General features: G+C 72.2%; 14 protein-coding genes. 10 read left to right on the plus strand and 4 right to left on the minus strand.

The genetic code is table 11. The annotated features are described in order from the left end of the window. Nucleotides 1-95 precede the first annotated feature (95 nt). The 3 genes from CP970_RS09875 (at nucleotide 96) to CP970_RS09885 (ending at nucleotide 3,427) form a co-directional block, all read left to right on the plus strand. Nucleotides 96-869, plus strand: coding sequence for a DUF4142 domain-containing protein (locus CP970_RS09875; RefSeq protein ID WP_150493197.1), 774 nt, complete (start codon nucleotides 96-98; stop codon nucleotides 867-869). A gap of 118 nt (nucleotides 870-987) precedes the next feature. Beyond that, nucleotides 988-1,761: a TIGR04222 domain-containing membrane protein gene (locus CP970_RS09880; RefSeq protein ID WP_150493199.1), complete on the plus strand. Its 774-nt coding sequence runs from the start codon at nucleotides 988-990 to the stop codon at nucleotides 1,759-1,761. Nucleotides 1,762-1,858: 97 nt separating this feature from the next. After that, the gene (locus tag CP970_RS09885) at nucleotides 1,859-3,427 is read left to right on the plus strand and encodes an alpha/beta hydrolase (protein WP_055544611.1); all 1,569 of its coding nucleotides are present in this window, start codon (nucleotides 1,859-1,861) and stop codon (nucleotides 3,425-3,427) included. Nucleotides 3,428-3,447: 20 nt separating this feature from the next. On the opposite strand, the gene CP970_RS09890 is transcribed toward CP970_RS09885, so the two are convergent. The 3 genes from CP970_RS09890 to hemG all read right to left on the minus strand — a co-directional run bounded on the left by CP970_RS09890 (nucleotide 3,448) and on the right by hemG (nucleotide 6,177). After that, entirely contained in the window at nucleotides 3,448-3,822 is a 375-nt protein-coding gene (locus CP970_RS09890) for an RNHCP domain-containing protein (protein WP_079043241.1), read from the minus strand. Nucleotides 3,823-3,989: 167 nt separating this feature from the next. Then, nucleotides 3,990-4,709 (minus strand): hydrogen peroxide-dependent heme synthase, encoded by a 720-nt coding sequence (gene hemQ, locus CP970_RS09895; protein ID WP_055544610.1) that lies wholly within the window; start codon nucleotides 4,707-4,709, stop codon nucleotides 3,990-3,992. A gap of 4 nt (nucleotides 4,710-4,713) precedes the next feature. Further along, on the minus strand, nucleotides 4,714-6,177 hold the full coding sequence (hemG, locus tag CP970_RS09900) for a protoporphyrinogen oxidase (RefSeq protein ID WP_055544609.1): 1,464 nt from the start codon (nucleotides 6,175-6,177) through the stop codon (nucleotides 4,714-4,716). Nucleotides 6,178-6,301: 124 nt separating this feature from the next. Between hemG and CP970_RS09905 the strand changes: the two genes are divergently transcribed. Further along, nucleotides 6,302-7,216 carry a DUF4349 domain-containing protein gene (locus CP970_RS09905; protein WP_055544608.1) on the plus strand — a complete coding sequence of 305 codons (915 nt, stop codon included), beginning with the start codon at nucleotides 6,302-6,304 and terminating at the stop codon, nucleotides 7,214-7,216. A gap of 106 nt (nucleotides 7,217-7,322) precedes the next feature. Then, nucleotides 7,323-8,702, plus strand: coding sequence for an FAD-dependent oxidoreductase (locus CP970_RS09910; RefSeq protein WP_055544607.1), 1,380 nt, complete (start codon nucleotides 7,323-7,325; stop codon nucleotides 8,700-8,702). Nucleotides 8,703-8,767: 65 nt separating this feature from the next. Here CP970_RS09910 and hemE read toward each other — a convergent pair whose 3' ends face one another. Next, nucleotides 8,768-9,841, minus strand: coding sequence for a uroporphyrinogen decarboxylase (gene hemE / locus CP970_RS09915; RefSeq protein WP_055544606.1), 1,074 nt, complete (start codon nucleotides 9,839-9,841; stop codon nucleotides 8,768-8,770). An 85-nt stretch (nucleotides 9,842-9,926) separates the two neighbouring features. Here hemE and CP970_RS09920 point away from each other — a divergent pair, with 85 nt between their 5' ends. The 5 genes from CP970_RS09920 (at nucleotide 9,927) to CP970_RS09940 (ending at nucleotide 17,130) form a co-directional block, all read left to right on the plus strand. Further along, complete coding sequence (locus CP970_RS09920) at nucleotides 9,927-10,586, plus strand: DUF3000 domain-containing protein (protein ID WP_055544605.1); 660 nt, start codon at nucleotides 9,927-9,929, stop codon at nucleotides 10,584-10,586. A 285-nt stretch (nucleotides 10,587-10,871) separates the two neighbouring features. Next, entirely contained in the window at nucleotides 10,872-11,534 is a 663-nt protein-coding gene (locus tag CP970_RS09925) for a response regulator transcription factor (RefSeq protein WP_030687574.1), read from the plus strand. A gap of 78 nt (nucleotides 11,535-11,612) precedes the next feature. Continuing rightward, nucleotides 11,613-12,890, plus strand: coding sequence for a ribonuclease D (locus CP970_RS09930; RefSeq protein ID WP_055544604.1), 1,278 nt, complete (start codon nucleotides 11,613-11,615; stop codon nucleotides 12,888-12,890). An 881-nt stretch (nucleotides 12,891-13,771) separates the two neighbouring features. Next, entirely contained in the window at nucleotides 13,772-14,998 is a 1,227-nt protein-coding gene (locus CP970_RS09935) for a thiolase family protein (protein WP_055553013.1), read from the plus strand. Then, nucleotides 14,995-17,130, plus strand: coding sequence for a 3-hydroxyacyl-CoA dehydrogenase NAD-binding domain-containing protein (locus CP970_RS09940; RefSeq protein ID WP_055553015.1), 2,136 nt, complete (start codon nucleotides 14,995-14,997; stop codon nucleotides 17,128-17,130). Before CP970_RS09935 ends, CP970_RS09940 begins: the two co-directional genes overlap by 4 nt. Nucleotides 17,131-17,140 lie beyond the last annotated feature (10 nt).

The raw sequence follows: 17,140 nt of genomic DNA on the forward strand, positions 1-17,140 counted from the left end.
CGGCGCGGGAGTACGGCGGTTGACGTACTCCCGCCCGTATCCCGGTGCCCCCGGGTCGCCGCGCACTAACGTGCGGTGCCGCAACAGGAGGCACCATGCGATCCCGAACCATCAACGGCACCGGCCTCATCGTCGCGGGGCTCGTCGCGACCCTGGCCGCCCTGCTCTTCCCCCTCTGGTCGTACGCGGACCGTTCGGGCACCACCCTCGACAGACTCAACGCGGAGACCGTGTCGACCGACTTCGGGCCGCTGTCCGCCCTGGACAGGGAGTTCATCACCAAGGTGCGCCTCGCGGGCCTGTGGGAACTTCCGGCCGGACAGCAGGCCGAGGAGCGCGGCACCACCAAGGCGGTGCGCACGGCGGGTGAGCACCTCGTCCAGGGCCACACCTTCCTGGACGCGCGCGTGCGCGAGGTCGCGGCCCGGCTCAGCCTCGAACTGCCGAGCCAGCCCAACCCCCAGCAGCGCGGCTGGCTGGCCGAGTTGAGCGCGGCGCACGGGCAGACGTACGACGAGAAGTTCGCGAACGTCCTGCGCGGCGCACACGGCAAGGTCTTCTCGGTGGTGGCCGAGGTCCGCGCGGGCACCCGCAACTCGCTGGTCCGCGCCCTGGCCGACGACGCCAACACCACCGTCCTCGACCACATCAAGATCCTTGAGCGGACCGGCCTGGTCGACTTCGACGGGCTCGCGCGCGACGCCGCCACGGGCCAGGCCCCCGCGACCCGCTCCCCCGCCCCACCGGGCCCGGCCGCATCACCTCCCCCCGCCGAACCGGTCACCCCGTCACCGACGTTCTCGCTCCCTCCCGCGGCATCGCGCCCGAAACCGGAGAAGCAGGCCGCACCGAGCCCCGACAAGTCCTGAGCTCTGAGCCCTGAGCCTCGAACCCTGGGCGGAAGCGGAACGTTACCTACCCGTCACCCACTGTCCACATAGTGAAATTGCCATGGCGCCGCGCGGCGCCTTCGCATAGAAAACCGCCATGTTCTGGCTGCCCCTTCTCCTCCTCGCCTGGGCCGCGACCGGCCTCTCCTGCGGCAGGCTCTGCCTCGCCGCGAGCCGCGCCGCCGCCCACGAGAGGGCCGCGCCCCGCGGGCACGAACTGACGCTCTACGAGACGGCCTTCCTCTCCGGCGGCCCCTCGCGGGTCGCCGATGTGGCGCTCGTCGCGATGGCGGGGGCGCGCCGCCTGCTGATCGCGCACACCGGCTGGGCGACCGTCGTCGACCCGGTCGGCCGCGACGACATGGAGCGTTCGGTGCTCGGCGCGATCGGCCCCGCGGGCCAGTCGCGGATAGCGCCGATACGCAAGGGCGCGGCCACCGCCGACGCGGTGCGCGCCCTCGGCGAGCGGCTCGTCGCGGCGGGCCTCGCCGTCCCGGAGAGCGCGGGCTCGGGCGTCGCGGCCGCCGCGCGGCAGGTGCGCGCGGCGACGGTGACGGTGCTCGCGCTCGGCACCCTGGCGGTGTGCATGCCGACCCAGGAGCGGGCGGCGGCGGGGCAGGTCCCGGTGGCGATCTGGTTCTCGCTGCCGCTGCTGCTCTGCGTGGGCTGCCTCCTCATCGCCCGCGTCGAGGTCCACCCGTACACGCGCTGGGCCTCCCCCGCCGGGCAGCGGCTCCTCGGCGCGCTGCCCGCGGCCCGTGACGAGTTGACCACCGTGGCCGTACGCGGTGTCCGCGCCCTTCCCGACCCCGGCCTGCGGGCGGCCTTCGCGCACCGCTCCCGGTCGGATACGGCGCATCGGGGTCATTGAGCCGACACGGCGGGCCGGTGCTTTACTTCGCCAACTGCCGCACGAAGTATCCCTTTTGTTCGAGTAGTGCCGCCGAACAAAAGAGGTAAGAAGCGCGATGAGAGCAGCAGCCGCCCGCTACGGAACCGCCGGATCCTTGGTCCTGACCGCCCTCGTCGCCGCCCCCGCGGGCTCCGCGAGCGGCGCTCCGCCGTCGCCCGAGACACGCGGCACCGCCGTCGCCGCCCAGCGCGCCGAGGCCGCCGGGATCCGCTGGGGCACCTGCGCCAAGGCCGAGGACCTCCCGCCGTCCGTCCGGTGCGGCACGGTCACGGTGCCGCTCGACTACGCGCACCCCGACGGCAAGAAGATCAAGCTGACCGTCAGCCGTACCAAGGCCACCAAGAAGGCGTCGGGCAAGGCGGTCGCGCGCCAGGGCGCGCTCGTCTTCAACCCGGGCGGCCCCGGCGGCTCGGGCATGTACTTCCCGCTGGTGGGCGTGCTGCCCGAGTGGAAGCGCATCGCGGCGGCGTACGACCTGGTCGGCTACGCCCCGCGCGGGGTGGGCCGCTCGGCGCCGCTGACCTGCCAGGACCCGAAGCAATACACAAAGGCACCCACTCAGTCACCGACCTACCCCGACGCCTCGTACAAGCGGGAGCGCATCGCGCGGGCGAAGGCGTACGCGCGCGGCTGCGGCGCCCGCAATCCGGGCCTGCGGCACTACACGACGCTGAACAACGCCCGCGATCTGGACGTGCTGCGGGCCGCCGTCGGCGAGCGGAAGCTGACGTTCATGGGCGCCTCGTACGGCACCTACTTCGGCGCGGTGTACGCGACGCTCTTCCCCTCGCACGTGCGGCGCATGGTGTTCGACTCGGCGGTCGACCCCGACCCGGCGCAGATCTGGTACGGCAACAACCTCGAACAGTCCTTCGCGTTCGAGCGGCGCTGGGCGGACTTCCGTGCCTGGGTGGCCAAGCACGACAAGGCGTACCACCTGGGCACGACGCCCGAGGACGTGCTGCGCAGCTACGACAAGGTCCGCGCCGAGCTGGCCCACAAGCCCGCGGGCGGCAAGGTGGGACCCGGTCAGCTGCAGTCCGCCTTCCTCCAGGCCGGGTACTACGACGACTACTGGCCCAAGCGCGCGGCGGCCCTGTCCGCGTATCTGAAGGGCGACCCGAAGCCGCTGATCGAGCAGGCGGCGCCGGAGCCGAAGGGCGCCGCGGAGGCGGAGAACGGCAACGCCGTCTACACCGCCGTCGAGTGCAACGACGCGCCCTGGCCGACGGACTTCCGGGTCTGGGACCGCGACAACTCCGACCTCGCGCGCGTGGCGCCGTTCGAGACCTGGGACAACGCCTGGATGAACCTGCCGTGCGCCTACTGGCCCGCGCCCCGGCAGCGGGCGGTGGACGTGCGCACGGCGCGGGGCGCGCTGCCCCCGACGCTGATCCTGGCCGCCGAGCGGGACGCGGCGACCCCGTACGAGGGCGCGCTGGAGCTGAACCGCAGGCTGCGGGGATCGGTCCTGGTGACCGAGGAGGGAGCGGGCACGCACGGCATCGCCGCCGGTCCCAACAAGTGCGTCAACGGCCACCTGGACGCGTATCTGCTTGAGGGCCGCCTGCCGGTGCGGCACGCGGAGTGCGCGCCGCACCGGGAGCCGAAGCCCCTGTCGTAGGGACTCAGAAAATCAGGGACTCAGAGCGCCCCGAGCCGCTCCAGCGGGAAGGGCGTCTGCGCCAGCGGCCGCACGGCGAGACGGGTCAGCGGCAACGCGTTGTCGTCACCCGCCGTGCGGTTCGCGTGCAGGACGTCGCAGTGGACGCAGCGGTGGACGAGGACCCATTCGCCGTCTCCCTTGACGGATATGGCGAGGGGTTCCATCCGGGCACCGCAGTCCGCGGCCCGGTCGCCCGGCGTGTCGTCGAGGTGACGGCTCCACAGGCAGTTCGGACAGTGATTGCGGTGACTGGTGCCCGGCGCGGTCATCGATACGTCGAGACCGCAGTGCAGGCAGCGGAAGGACTGGGCGCGTGCTTCAGTGCGCGCCCGCCTGGAAGTGTTGCGGGACATGGTGGAAGGAACTCCTGAGCGATGCGGAATGGGGTGAGTTCGAGAGATTCCGCAGGGCCCTGGGCATACAACACCGGCTTTCTGTCCACGCACGAGAGGCCGGGCCCCAGTCGGCCCGACCTCTCGATGAAACCCGCACCGGGCGGGCACGGCAACCGAATTACCGACTAGGCGAGACCCGCCACGAGGTCCGCAACGTCCTTGCGGCGGCCGGTGTAGAACGGCACCTCTTCGCGTACGTGCATCCGGGCCTCGGAGGCGCGCAGGTGACGCATCAGGTCGACGATGCGGTACAGCTCGTCGGCCTCGAAGGCGAGCAGCCACTCGTAGTCGCCGAGCGAGAACGAGGCGACCGTGTTGGCGCGCACGTCGGGGTAGCCGCGGGCCATCATGCCGTGGTCCTTGAGCATGCGGCGGCGGTCCTCGTCGGGCAGCAGGTACCAGTCGTAGGAGCGCACGAAGGGGTAGACCGAGACGTAGTTGCGGGGCGTCTCGTCGGCCAGGAAGGCCGGGATGTGCGACTTGTTGAACTCGGCGGGGCGGTGCAGCGCCATGTTCGACCAGACGGGCTCCAGGGCGCGGCCGAGCTTGGTGCGGCGGAAGAGGTTGTAGGCCTCCTGCAGCTCGTCGGCGGTCTCGGCGTGCCACCAGATCATGACGTCCGCGTCGGCGCGCAGCCCCGACACGTCGTACGTGCCGCGGACGGTGATGTCCTTGGCGGCGAGCTGGTCGAACAGCTCCTGGACCTCTTCGGCGTAGCCGCCGCGGTCCTCGGGGAGCACGTCACGCAGCTTGAAGACGGACCACAGCGTGTAGCGGATGACCTCGTTGAGGTCCTTGGCCTTCTTGCCTGCGTTGGGGGTCTTGGCGGGGGCGTCGTCACTCATGGCCCTATTCTCCTCCGCCGCCGTGCGGACTCTGCACCGGGTTGGCGGTGAGCTCCTGCACACCGGCCTGGTCGCCGCCCAGCTGGTCGACGGCCGCGTGGGCGCTCGCGATGCAGGCGGGGATGCCCACTCCGTCGTACGCCGCTCCGCAGACCGCGAGTCCTGGCAGCTTGCTCACGTGGTCGCGGACGCGGGCCACGCGCGCGTGGTGGCCGACGGGGTACTGCGGGAGTCCGTCGTGCCAGCGGGTGACGCGGGTGGCGACGGGGGCGGCGCTCAGTCCGGTGGCCTCGCGCAGGTCGCGCCGGGAGACGTCGACGAGCTCGGCGTCGTCCCGCTCCAGGATCTTCGTCTCGCCGTACCGCCCCACCGAGGTGCGCAGGACGAGCAGGTCGGGGTCCTCGTCGGCGATCCAGCCCCACTTGCGGGACGCGAAGGTGGACGCCTTGATGGTGTGCCCGTCGATGGGCGGCACGAGGAAACCGCTGCCTTCGGGGAGGTCGATCTCGCTGCGGCGGTACGCGAGGGTCATCAGGGCCATGGAGGCGTACTCCACGGAACGCAGCTCGGAGGCGGCGGCCGGTACGTCATGGTCCAGGAGGCGGGCGGCGTGCGGGGCGGGCAGGGCGAGGACGACGGCGTCCGCCTCCAGGTTCCAGTCCTCGACGTACACCTCCCAGCCTTCCTCGGCCTTGCGCAGGTCGTGCGCCTGGCAGTTCAGCAGAATCTCACCGCCACGCGCGCGTACCGCATCGGCGACGGCGAGCGGGAGTTGGCCGATGCCGCCCTCGATGCCCATGAAGACGGGCCCGGTCTGCTGGTTCCGCGCGGCGCGGGCCTGGATGGCGCGGACGCCCTCCGTGAGCGAGCCGTGGGTGCGGGCGGCCTCGAAGAGCTGCGGGACGGCCGAGCGCATCGAGATGCGGTACGCGTCACCGGCGTACACCCCGCCGAGCAGCGGCTCCACGAGGCGGTCGACGACCTCGCGGCCGAGGCGCTCGGCGACGTACGCGCCGACCGCGACGTCGTCGCCGACCTCGGTGGGCGGCAGCTCGCGGTCCCGCTCGATGCGGCGCAGGCCGTCGTCGGAGAGGACTCCGGAGAGGGCGGACGCGTCGCCGGGGACGCCCATCACGTGCCCCTTGGGCATGGGGCGCAGGGCGCCGCGGGTCCAGATCGACGCGGTCGCGGTGGCGGGCGGCTGAAGGCGGTCACCGAGGCCAACTTCGCGGGCGAGCGCGACGGCCTCGGGGCGGCGGGCCAGCATGGACTCGGCGCCGAGGTCGACGCGGACGCCCGCGATGTCACCGGCGAGCAGCTTGCCGCCGAGCCGGTCCGAGGCTTCCAGGACGGTGACGCGGGTGCCTGGGGCCGTGCCGAGCAGGCGGTGCGCGGCGGCGAGTCCGGCGATCCCGCCCCCGATGACGACGGCATGGCCGTTCCCCGTACGTGTGTCCGTTTCGCGCATGTCTCCACTCTCTCAGACCGCCGAGTCCCGACCGTGACCGCATCGGGACCGGTCGGCAACCACCGTCGGGCCCCCGTGCGGCGTCGAAGGAGCATCACTGGCCACGTCTCTCGGGGGTACGCCGATGCACACGTCCAGCAAGTCGCGCCACGGCACGGTCCGGGCGCTCTCCGGAGTCCTTCTCGCCCTCGCCCTCGCGCTCACGGGGTGCAGCGGCGGGGGTTCGGACGACACCGACAGCGGCGGCGGCAAGGCGGCGGGCGTCGCGCCCGACGAGGCGGGGCGGTCCGACGGCAAGCAGGCCGGGGGCGGCCGCGGCGCGGATTCCCGCGCGGGCAAGAAGCAGCCGGTCAAGCCGACCGACACGCACGTCATCCGCACCGCGGAGCTCACCGTCCGCGTCAAGGACGTGCCCGCGGCCCTGGAGCGGGCCCGTACGGCGGCCGAGGACGCGGGCGGCATCGTGGGGAACGAGAGCACCTCGCGCGACGACGCGGGCCGCGAGCGCTCCCGGGTCGTCCTGCGGGTTCCCCAGGACGAGTACGAGGACGTGCTCACCGCGCTCGAAGGCACCGGCAAGCTCATCGACCGGGACGCCAAGGCGCAGGACGTCACCGATCAGGTCGTCGACGTCGAGAGCCGCGTCGCCTCGCAGCGGGCGAGCGTGGCGCGGGTGCGGGAGCTGATGGACAAGGCGACGAAACTGAGCGACGTGGTCAGCCTGGAAGGGGAGTTGAGCACCCGTCAGGCCGACCTGGAGTCGCTGCTCGCGCAGCAGGCGTCGCTGAAGGACCGCACGAGCATGGCGACGATCACGCTGTCGCTGACCGAGCACGCGGTGGCGTCGGACGCCGGGGACGATGATCCGACGTTCATGGACGCGCTCTCGGGCGGCTGGGACGTGTTCGTCACGGCGCTGCGGTGGGTCGGCGTGGCACTGGCCGCGGTGTTGCCGTTCGCGGTGGTCTTCGCGCTGCTGGTGCTGGTGTGGCTGCGGCGCCGTCCGCAGGGCGGACAGGGCGACGATGGCGCCCCGTAAGGGGCGCGGGGCTGTGTCATGTGCGGCTCCGCCGCGTGGGCGCGACCAGCCACAACGAACCCGCAGCTCTCCACCGCCTCGCCAGCGCAGCGCCTAGCGTGTCCTCATGAGCAGCACACGAGAGCGACTTGTGGTCATCGGAGGCGACGCGGCCGGCATGTCCGCCGCGTCGCAGGCACGCAGGCTCAGGGGCCCAGACGAGCTGGAGATCGTCGCGTTCGAGCGCGGCCACTTCACGTCGTACTCCGCCTGCGGCATCCCCTACTGGGTGGGGGGCGACGTCGAGCAGCGCGACGCCCTCATCGCGCGCACGCCGGAGCAGCACCGGGAGCGCGACATCGATCTGCGGATGCGTACGGAGGTGACGCGGATCGACGTGGCGAACAGCCGCGTCCTGGACCGCGACCTCGAAGGGGGCGGCGAGTCCTGGACGACGTACGACAAGCTCGTGATCGCCACCGGCGCGCGGCCGATCCGTCCCGCGCTGCCCGGCATCGACGCGCCCGGCGTGCACGGCGTGCAGACGCTCGACGACGGGCAGGCCCTGCTCGACACCCTGGCCAGGACCGAGGGGCGCAGGGCGGTGGTCATCGGCGCGGGCTACATCGGCGTCGAGATGGCCGAGGCGATGGTCAACCGCGGCTACGAGGTGACGGTCGTCAACCGCGGCAAGGAGCCCATGTCGACCCTCGACGCGGACATGGGCCGCCTGGTGCACGAGGCGATGACCGGCATGGGCATCGAGATGGTGAACGACGCCGAGGTCACCAAGATCCTCACCGGCGACGACGGGCGGGTCAGGGCGGTGGCCACGGAGGACGCCGAGTACCCGGCCGACGTGGTGGTGCTCGGCATCGGCGTACGGCCCGAGACGGCGCTCGCCCGCGAGGCGGGGCTGCCGCTCGGCGAGCACGGCGGGATCCTCACCGATCTCGCGATGCGGGTGCGCGGGCACGAGAACATCTGGGCGGGCGGCGACTGCGTGGAGGTCCTCGACCTGGTGTCGGGCAGCCACCGGCACATCGCGCTCGGCACCCACGCCAACAAGCACGGCCAGGTGATCGGTTCGAACGCGGGCGGCGGCTACGCCACGTTCCCCGGTGTCGTCGGCACGGCCGTCAGCAAGGTCTGCGACCTGGAGCTGGCCCGCACCGGTCTGCGCGAGAAGGACGCCCGGGCGGCCGGACTCCAGTTCGTGGCGGTGACCATCGAGTCGACGAGCAGGGCCGGTTACTACCCGGGCGCGGCCCTGATGACGGTGAAGATGCTGGCCGAGCGGCGCACCGGGCGGCTGCTCGGCGTGCAGATCGTGGGCCGCGAGGGCGCGGGCAAGCGCGTGGACGTGGCGGCCGTCGCGCTGACGGCGCGGCTGACGGTGGAGCAGATGACGGCGCTCGACCTGGGCTACGCGCCGCCGTTCTCGCCGGTGTGGGACCCGGTCCTGGTGGCGGCGCGCAAGGCGGTGGCGGCGGTACGGGCGGGCTGACCGGTCCTGCCGGGTGCGAAAACGCCCCCCGCCGTCGCCGACAGGGGCCGTTTTCGGACAAAGTTTCAGACGGCTGTGCGCGTGTGCACGTACTCGACGAGCCTGGTCAGCGCCTCCGGGTCCATGGTGGGCAGGACGCCGTGACCGAGGTTGAAGATGTGCCCCTCCAGACCGTTCGCGGCGGCGAGCACCTCGTCCGTCTTGGCCTCGACGGCATCACGCGGGGCGAAGAGGACGGCAGGGTCGAGGTTGCCCTGGAGCGCCTTGCCGGGGCCGACGCGGCGCGCGGCCTCGTCCATCGGCACCCGCCAGTCGACGCCGACGACGTCCGCGCCCGCCTCGCCCATCGCACCGAGCAGCTCGCCCGTACCGACACCGAAGTGGATCCGGGGCACGCCGTACCCGGCGACGGCGTCGAAGACCTTCACCGACGCGGGCATCACCGCGCGCCGGTAGTCGGCGGGCGACAGCGCGCCCACCCACGAGTCGAAGAGCTGCACGGCGCTCGCGCCCGCCTCGATCTGCACCTTCAGGAAGGCGCCCGTGATCTCCGCGAGCCGGTCGAGCAGGTCGGCCCAGAGCTGCGGGTCGCCGTACATCAGGGCCTTGGTGTGCTCGTGGTTGCGGCTGGGACCGCCCTCGACGAGGTAGCTCGCGAGGGTGAAGGGCGCCCCGGCGAACCCGATGAGCGGCGTCGACCCGAGCTCGGCGGTCAGCATGCCGATCGCCTCGGTGACGTAGTGGACGTCCTCGGGCGTGAGGTCCCGCAGCTGCGCGAGGTCGGCGCGGGTGCGGATGGGGTTGGCGACGACGGGCCCGACGCCGGGCTTGATGTCGAGGTCGATCCCGATCGCCTTCAGCGGTACGACGATGTCGCTGAAGTAGATCGCGGCGTCCACGTTGTGCCGCCGCACCGGCTGCAGGGTGATCTCGGTGACGAGGTCGGGCCGCATGCAGGACTCCAGCATCGCGGTGCCCTCGCGGACCTTGCGGTACTCGGGCAATGAGCGCCCCGCCTGCCGCATGAACCAGACCGGCGTGTGCGGCACGGCCTCGCGCCTGCACGCCTTCATGAAGGGGGAGTCGTACGTCGCTGGGTTCGGCCGGCCCGCGGGGCTCTGGCTCTCGTTGGCACTCACGCGGAAAGTCTCGCACGTTGACCGGGAACCCCCTCACGGGTGTCTCTCCCTGCGCGAAGCCGCCGTTCCCCTTAACCTTCCCCGCATGGCTGCGGCTCAGGGACAACGGTCGGACGGCGCTGGCGAGATGGAGAGTTCGGAGGGGAAGGTGGCGGATTCGGCTCCGTTGCCCTTCCGCGCGGCGGTCGAGGCGCTGCGGGGGGCACGGCTGCGGCCGGAGATCGAGATCGATGCGACGCGGGCGCCGCAGCGGCTCGCGCCGCACGCGTACGCGTTGGAAGCGGCGGTCGTGGACGGCGACGAGGACCTCGCGGACGGGCGTCTCGTGCTGCTGCACGATCCCGCGGGGCACGACGCCTGGCAGGGCACCTTCCGTCTGGTGACGCTGGTGCGGGCGGAACTGGAGCCGGAGATGGCGGCGGATCCCCTGCTTCCCGAGGTCTGCTGGTCCTGGCTGACCGGCGCGCTGCACGCGCGCGGGCTCTCGGTGGGCGAGGCGAGCGGCACGGTGACCCGCGCGGGATCCCAGTACTTCGGGGGTCTCGCCGAGCGCCCGCCCGCCTCCCAGATCGAGATCCGCGCCTCGTGGACTCCTCGCGAGGGGGCGGGCGGGGTGCCCGACACCGCGGCGCACCTCGCCGCGTGGTGCGATCTGCTCTGCCAGATCGCGGGGCTGCCGCCCGCGGGCCCCGGTGACGGGTCCGTGGTCTCGCTCCCCCAGCGCCGGGGTCCGTCAACTCCTTGACCCTCCGTCGACCGTCCGTCCCCGGGCGGTTTTTCGCCACCCTTCCGAGTGCCCCGCGGCCCCTTGCCGCGGGGTTTTCGCATGTCACCCGTAGGGCGGCGTGTTCGGTTCGTTCTTCGGATGATCGAGTACGTGTCTGAATTGCCCGGATTGAGACTCACCAAATCGTGATCATTCCCTAAAGGCGGGCGGGATTGGTGCCGAAGAGGTTTGTGACCTTGAAAAGCACGGTTCGTCCCGGCTTCCTCCCCGAGCCGGTTCCGCCCCGCCACCCCAGGAGGCCTGGTGTCCGTTCTCCTCGAGCAGCCCGCAAGCCTGGTCGCCTACCGCCCGAACAAGCCGACCGCCATGGTCGTCGTGGCCGACCCCCGCGTGCGCTCCACCGTCACCCGCCACCTGTGGGCGCTCGGTGTACGCGATGTCATCGAGGCCTCGTCCATCGCTGAAGCTCGTCCCCGCATCGGCAACCCCCGTGACATCTGCGTCGCAGACGTCCACCTCCCCGACGGCTCCGGCCTGACGCTCCTCTCCGAAACCCGTGCCGCGGGCTGGCCCAACGGCCTCGCCCTCTCCGCCGCCGACGACATCGGTGCCGTGCGCAACGCCCTCGCGGGCGGCGTCAAGGGCTACGTCGTCACCGGCACGCGTACGAATGTCGGACTCCCCACCCGTCCCGGCGCCGCACCGATCGGCTCGGCCGCCGCCCGAATGCACCGCCGCCCGCCGGGCGCCCCCAGCCACCCCGGTGGCTACCGCGAGCTGTCCGGCCGTGAGGTCGAGGTGCTCCGCCTGGTCGCCGAGGGCCAGTCCAACAAGGCCATCGGCGTCTCCATGGGGCTCTCCGCCCTGACCGTTAAGAGCCACCTCGCCCGGATCGCGCGCAAGCTCGGCACGGGTGACCGGGCCGGGATGGTAGCGGTCGCCCTGCGCACCGGAATCATCCACTGACTCATTTACAACCCTCGCGCGCCCGTCGACGGAACGTTCCGTCGACGGGCGCCGTGCATGCACAAGTACCCTTGACAGGTGACCGACGCCCAAGAGACCGCAGCAGACAGCTCACTGCGAACCACCGGAGGCGCCCCTCCGGCCGACGACGGCCTCGCTCCCGAAGGGCTGCCGATCCCCCTGCTGGAGCCGCGCGACGGCATTCCGCCGGTGATCGCCGACGAGGAATCCCTCGCCACGGTGGTCGCCGCGTTCGCCGCGGGCACCGGACCCGTCGCCGTCGACGCCGAACGCGCGTCCGGATACCGGTACGGACAGCGCGCCTATCTCGTCCAGCTGCGCCGCGAGGGCGCGGGCAGCGCGCTCATCGACCCCGTCGCCTGCCCCGACCTCTCCGGCCTCGGCGAGGCCATCGGCGACACCGAGTGGGTGCTGCACGCGGCGACCCAGGACCTGCCGTGCCTGCGCGAAATAGGCATGATTCCGTCGCGGATCTTCGACACGGAGCTCGCGGGCCGACTCGCCGGGTTCCCGCGCGTGGGACTCGGCGCGATGGTCGAGAGCGTCCTCGGCTACGTACTGGAGAAGGGCCACTCCGCCGTCGACTGGTCGACGCGGCCGCTGCCCGAGCCCTGGCTGCGGTACGCGGCGCTCGACGTCGAGCTGCTCGTGGACCTGCGCGACGCCCTGGAGAAGGAGCTCGACCGGCAGGGGAAGCTGGAGTGGGCCCGCGAGGAGTTCGACTCCATCGCCTCGGCCCCGCCCGCGCCGCCCCGCAAGGACCCCTGGCGTCGCACGTCCGGCATGCACAAGGTGCGTCGGCGCCGTCAGATGGCGGTGGTGCGGGAGCTGTGGACCGCGCGCGACAAGGTCGCCCAGCGGCGTGACGTGTCCCCCGGCAAGGTGCTCAGCGACGGCGCGATCGTCGAGGCTGCGCTCGCCCTGCCGCCCAACGTGCACGCGCTCGCCGCGCTCACCGGCTTCGGGCACCGCATGGGGCGGCGCCAGCTGGAGCAGTGGCAGGCCGCGGTCGACCGCGCGAAGGCGCTGGCCGACTCCGAGCTGCCGCAGCCCGGGCAGGCGGTGAGCGGGCCCCCGCCGCCCCGGTCCTGGGCGGACCGGGACCCGGCGGCCGCGGCGCGGCTCTCCGCGGCGCGGGCGGCGGTCTCGGCGGTCGCCGAGCAGGTGAACATGCCGCAGGAGAACCTGATCACTCCGGACACGGTCCGCCGCGTCTGCTGGGAGCCGCCGGCTCAGGTGGACGCGGAGTCCGTATCCGCGGCCCTCTCCGCACACGGCGCCCGCCAGTGGCAGATCTCCCTGGTGACCCCGGCCCTGGTTGCGGCCCTCGCTTGACCGACTACCGGTTGGCGCCTGCCTGCGGGCCGGTCGCGCCCGCCTGACCGCGGGCGGCCGGTCCCCGCCTGACCGCGTGCCGCTCGTCCGCGCCTGACCGCGTGCCGCTCGTCCGCGCCTGACGGCGGGCTGGCCGTTCGCACCTGGCTGCGGGCGGCCCGTTCGCACCTGACCGCGGGCCGACCGTTCCCGCCTGCCTGCGGGCCGCCCCCGCCCTGCCTGTCCCGCCGCTCCGCGGCGGATACCCCCCACCCGCCCACCCGTCACTCCGCACCGAGCGGTGGACGGGGTGGGCGGGTGGTTCCCGTTGGGCGCCGGTGCCGCGCTTCTCGCGGGTGGGCGGGTGGTTCCCGTTGGGCGCGGGTGACGCCCTTCTCACGGATGGGCGGGTGGTTCCCGTTGGGCGCGGGTGACGCCCTTCTCGCGGATGGGCCGGTGATTCTCGGTGAGGGCGGGGGCAGGCGCCCCCGGCCGTCCCGCTTGCGGGCCCGCGCGCCCGGCCCCCGTCACGGACGGGCCCGCCCGACCCCGTTGTGGGCAGGCGTGCCGCAGGGCGGTACGGGTGGGCACAACCCACGGTGCCGAGTTCCGGCACGGAGGGCCGCCGCCCCTGCCACAGGGCTCTCGCGCCGCCGCACACGTGGGTGCAACCCGCCGTCCCGAGTTCCGCCACGAGCGCCCCTGCCGCAGGGCTCTCGCCCAGTGGCGCCCGCAGGCGCGAGCAGCCTTTTCACGTTCCCGCCCGGAGAGCCCGGGCAATGTGACCTTCGCCTCCCCCAGAGGGCACGGGGCGGCCCTTGGCCGCATAGTTACTGGCAAGTAGGGTGGATGGAGGAAGCGCGCCGCAGGCGTGGCGCACCGCACCCTGGAGGAGAGCCATCGTGCCTCGTACCGTCAGGGACGTCGTCTTCGTGGACGGCGTCCGCACCCCGTTCGGCAAGGCGGGCCCGAAGGGCATCTACCACGAGACCCGTGCCGATGACCTCATCGTGAAGGCCATCCGGGAGCTGCTGCGCCGCAACCCGGACCTCGACCCCGCCAAGATCGACGAGGTCGCCATCGCCGCGACCACGCAGATCGGCGACCAGGGTCTGACGCTGGGCCGCACCGCCGGGATCCTGGCCGGGCTGCCGCAGTCCGTCCCCGGGTACTCCATCGACCGCATGTGCGCCGGTGCGCTGACCGCCGTGACCTCGGTCGCGGGCAGCGTCGCCTTCGGTGCGTACGACATCGCCGTCGCCGGTGGCGTCGAGCACATGGGCCGCCACCCCATGGGTGAGGGTGTCGACCCCAACCCGCGGTTCGTGAGCGAGAAGCTCGTGGACGAGTCCGCACTGTTCATGGGCATGACGGCGGAGAACCTGCACGACCGCTACCCCACCATCACCAAGCAGCGCGCCGACGAGTACGCGGTGCGCTCGCAGGAGAAGGCCGCCAAGGCGTACGCCGACGGCAAGATCCAGGCCGACCTGGTGCCGATCTCCGTGCGTCGCACCAACGCCGAGGCCGGTGAGACCGGTTGGGGTCTCGCCACCGCCGACGAGCCGATGCGCCCGGGGACGACCCTGGAGAACCTGGCCGGGCTGAAGACGCCGTTCCGTACGCACGGGCGGGTCACCGCCGGTAACGCGGCCGGGCTCAACGACGGCGCCACCGCCTCCCTCATCGCCTCCGAGGAGTTCGCGCGGGAGAACGGCCTGCCCGTCAAGATGCGCCTCGTGTCGTACGCCTTCGCGGGCGTCGAGCCCGAGGTCATGGGCTACGGCCCGATCCCGGCCACGGAGAAGGCCCTCGGCCAGGCGGGGCTCTCGATCGGAGACATCGGCCTCTTCGAGGTCAACGAGGCCTTCGCCGTGCAGGTGCTCGCCTTCCTGGAGCACTACGGCATCGCCGACGACGACGCGCGCGTCAACCAGTACGGCGGCGCCATCGCGTACGGCCACCCGCTCGCCTCCTCCGGCGTACGCCTGATGACGCAGCTGGCGCGGCAGTTCGAGGAGCAGCCCGAGGTCCGCTACGGCCTGACCACGATGTGCGTCGGCTTCGGCATGGGCGCGACGGTCATCTGGGAGAACCCGAACCACAAGGACGCCGGAGGCGAGAAGTGAGCACCACTACCACCACTGAGCTTCTGAAGGGTGCGGCCGAGCTGTTCCCCGACGAGGTCGTGACGCAGGCGCACGTGCGCCACCTCGACCTGCCGCAGGGCGCGGGGCGCTTCGCGCTCATCACCCTGGACAACGGCTTCGACCACACCAAGCCGACCACCTTCGGCCCGGCCTCGCTGGCGAACCTCAACGCCGCGATCGACCAGGTCGAGAAGGAGGCCGCCGAGGGCGAGATCGTCGGCGCCGGCATCACCGGCAAGCCGTTCATCTTCGCCGTCGGCGCCGACCTCAAGGGCGTGGAGCTGCTCAAGCACCACGAGGACGCGCTGGCCATCGGCAAGGGCGGCCACGAGGTCTTCAAGCGGCTTGCCGGGCTCGCCGTGCCGACCTTCGCGTACTACAACGGTGCCGCCATGGGCGGTGGCGTCGAGGTCGGTCTGCACTGCACCTACCGCACCGTCTCCAAGGCGCTGCCCGCCTTCTCGCTGCCCGAGGTCTTCCTCGGCCTGGTCCCGGGCTGGGGCGGCTGCGCGCTGCTCCCGAACCTGATCGGCGCCGACAAGGCCGTCTCGGTCATCATCGAGAACTCGCTGAACCAGAACCGTCAGCTCAAGGGCAAGCAGGTCTTCGAGCTCGGCATCGCCGACGCGCTCTTCGAGGGCGCGGACTTCCTGGAGCAGTCGCTGATCTGGACGGCCTCCGTCCTGACCGGTTCGACCCAGGTCGTGCGTCCCGAGATCGACCGCGCCGAGGGCTGGGACGCCGCCGTCGCGCGCGGCCGTGCCATCGCCGACTCCAAGGTGCACGGCGCCGCTCCGGCCGCCTACCGCGCCCTGGAGATCATCGCCGCGGCCAAGGACGGGGACCTCCAGCAGGGCTTCGACGCCGAGGACACCGCGCTCGCCGACCTGATCATGGGTGGCGAACTGCGGTCCGGCATCTACTCGTTCAACCTCGTCCAGAAGCGCGCCAAGCGCCCGGCGGGTGCCCCGGACAAGAACCTGGCGCGCCCGGTCACCAAGGTCGGCGTCGTCGGCGCGGGCCTGATGGCCTCGCAGCTGGCGCTGCTCTTCCTGCGCCGCCTCGAGGTGCCGGTCGTCCTGACCGACATCGACCAGGCGCGCGTCGACAAGGGCGTCGGCTACGTCCACGAGGAGATCGACAAGCTCCTCCTCAAGGGCCGCGTCAACCAGGACAAGGCGAACCGTCTGAAGGGGCTCGTCTCCGGCGTGCTCGACAAGGCCGAGGGCTTCTCCGACGCCGACTTCATCATCGAGGCCGTCTTCGAGGAGATCGGCGTCAAGCAGCAGGTGTTCGCCGAGGTCGAGGCCGTCGCCCCGGCGCACGCGATCCTCGCCACCAACACCTCCTCGCTCTCGGTCTCCGAGATGGCGTCGAAGCTGAAGCACCCCGAGCGGGTCGTCGGCTTCCACTTCTTCAACCCGGTCGCGATCCTGCCGCTCCTGGAGATCGTGCGCGGCGAGCAGACCGACGACGCCTCGCTGGCCACCGCCTTCGGTGTCGCCAAGAAGCTGAAGAAGACCGCGGTACTCGTGAAGGACGCTCCGGCGTTCGTCGTGAACCGCATCCTCACCCGCTTCATGGGCGAGATCCAGAACGTCATCGACGAGGGCACCCCGGTCGAGGTCGCCGAGAAGGGCGTCGAGCCGCTCGGTCTGCCGATGTCGCCGCTGGTGCTCCTGGAGCTGGTCGGCCCGGCCATCGGTCTGCACGTCTCCGAGACCCTGAACCGTGCCTTCCCCGAGCGCTTCACGGTCTCCCCGAACCTCGCGGCCGTCGTCAAGGCGGGCAAGCGCGGCTTCTACGTGTACGACAGCGGGAAGCCGGAGCTCGACCCGGAGGTCGCCGCGCTCCTGAAGCAGGGCGACAAGGTCCTGACCGAGGAGCAGGTGCGCGACCGCGTCCTGGACGCGGTGGCGCAGGAGATCGGGCTCATGCTCGACGAGGGCGTCGTCGCCGAGGCCCAGGACATCGACCTCTGCCTGATCACCGGCGCGGGCTGGCCCTTCCACCTGGGCGGCATCACGCCGTACCTGGACCGTGAGGGCATCAGCGAGCGGGTGAACGGGAAGCCGTTCCTGGCGCAGGGCGTGGCGAGCGTCCCGGCGTAACCTTTCGCCG

This window comes from Streptomyces kanamyceticus (assembly GCF_008704495.1).
Lineage (GTDB): Bacteria > Actinomycetota > Actinomycetes > Streptomycetales > Streptomycetaceae > Streptomyces > Streptomyces kanamyceticus.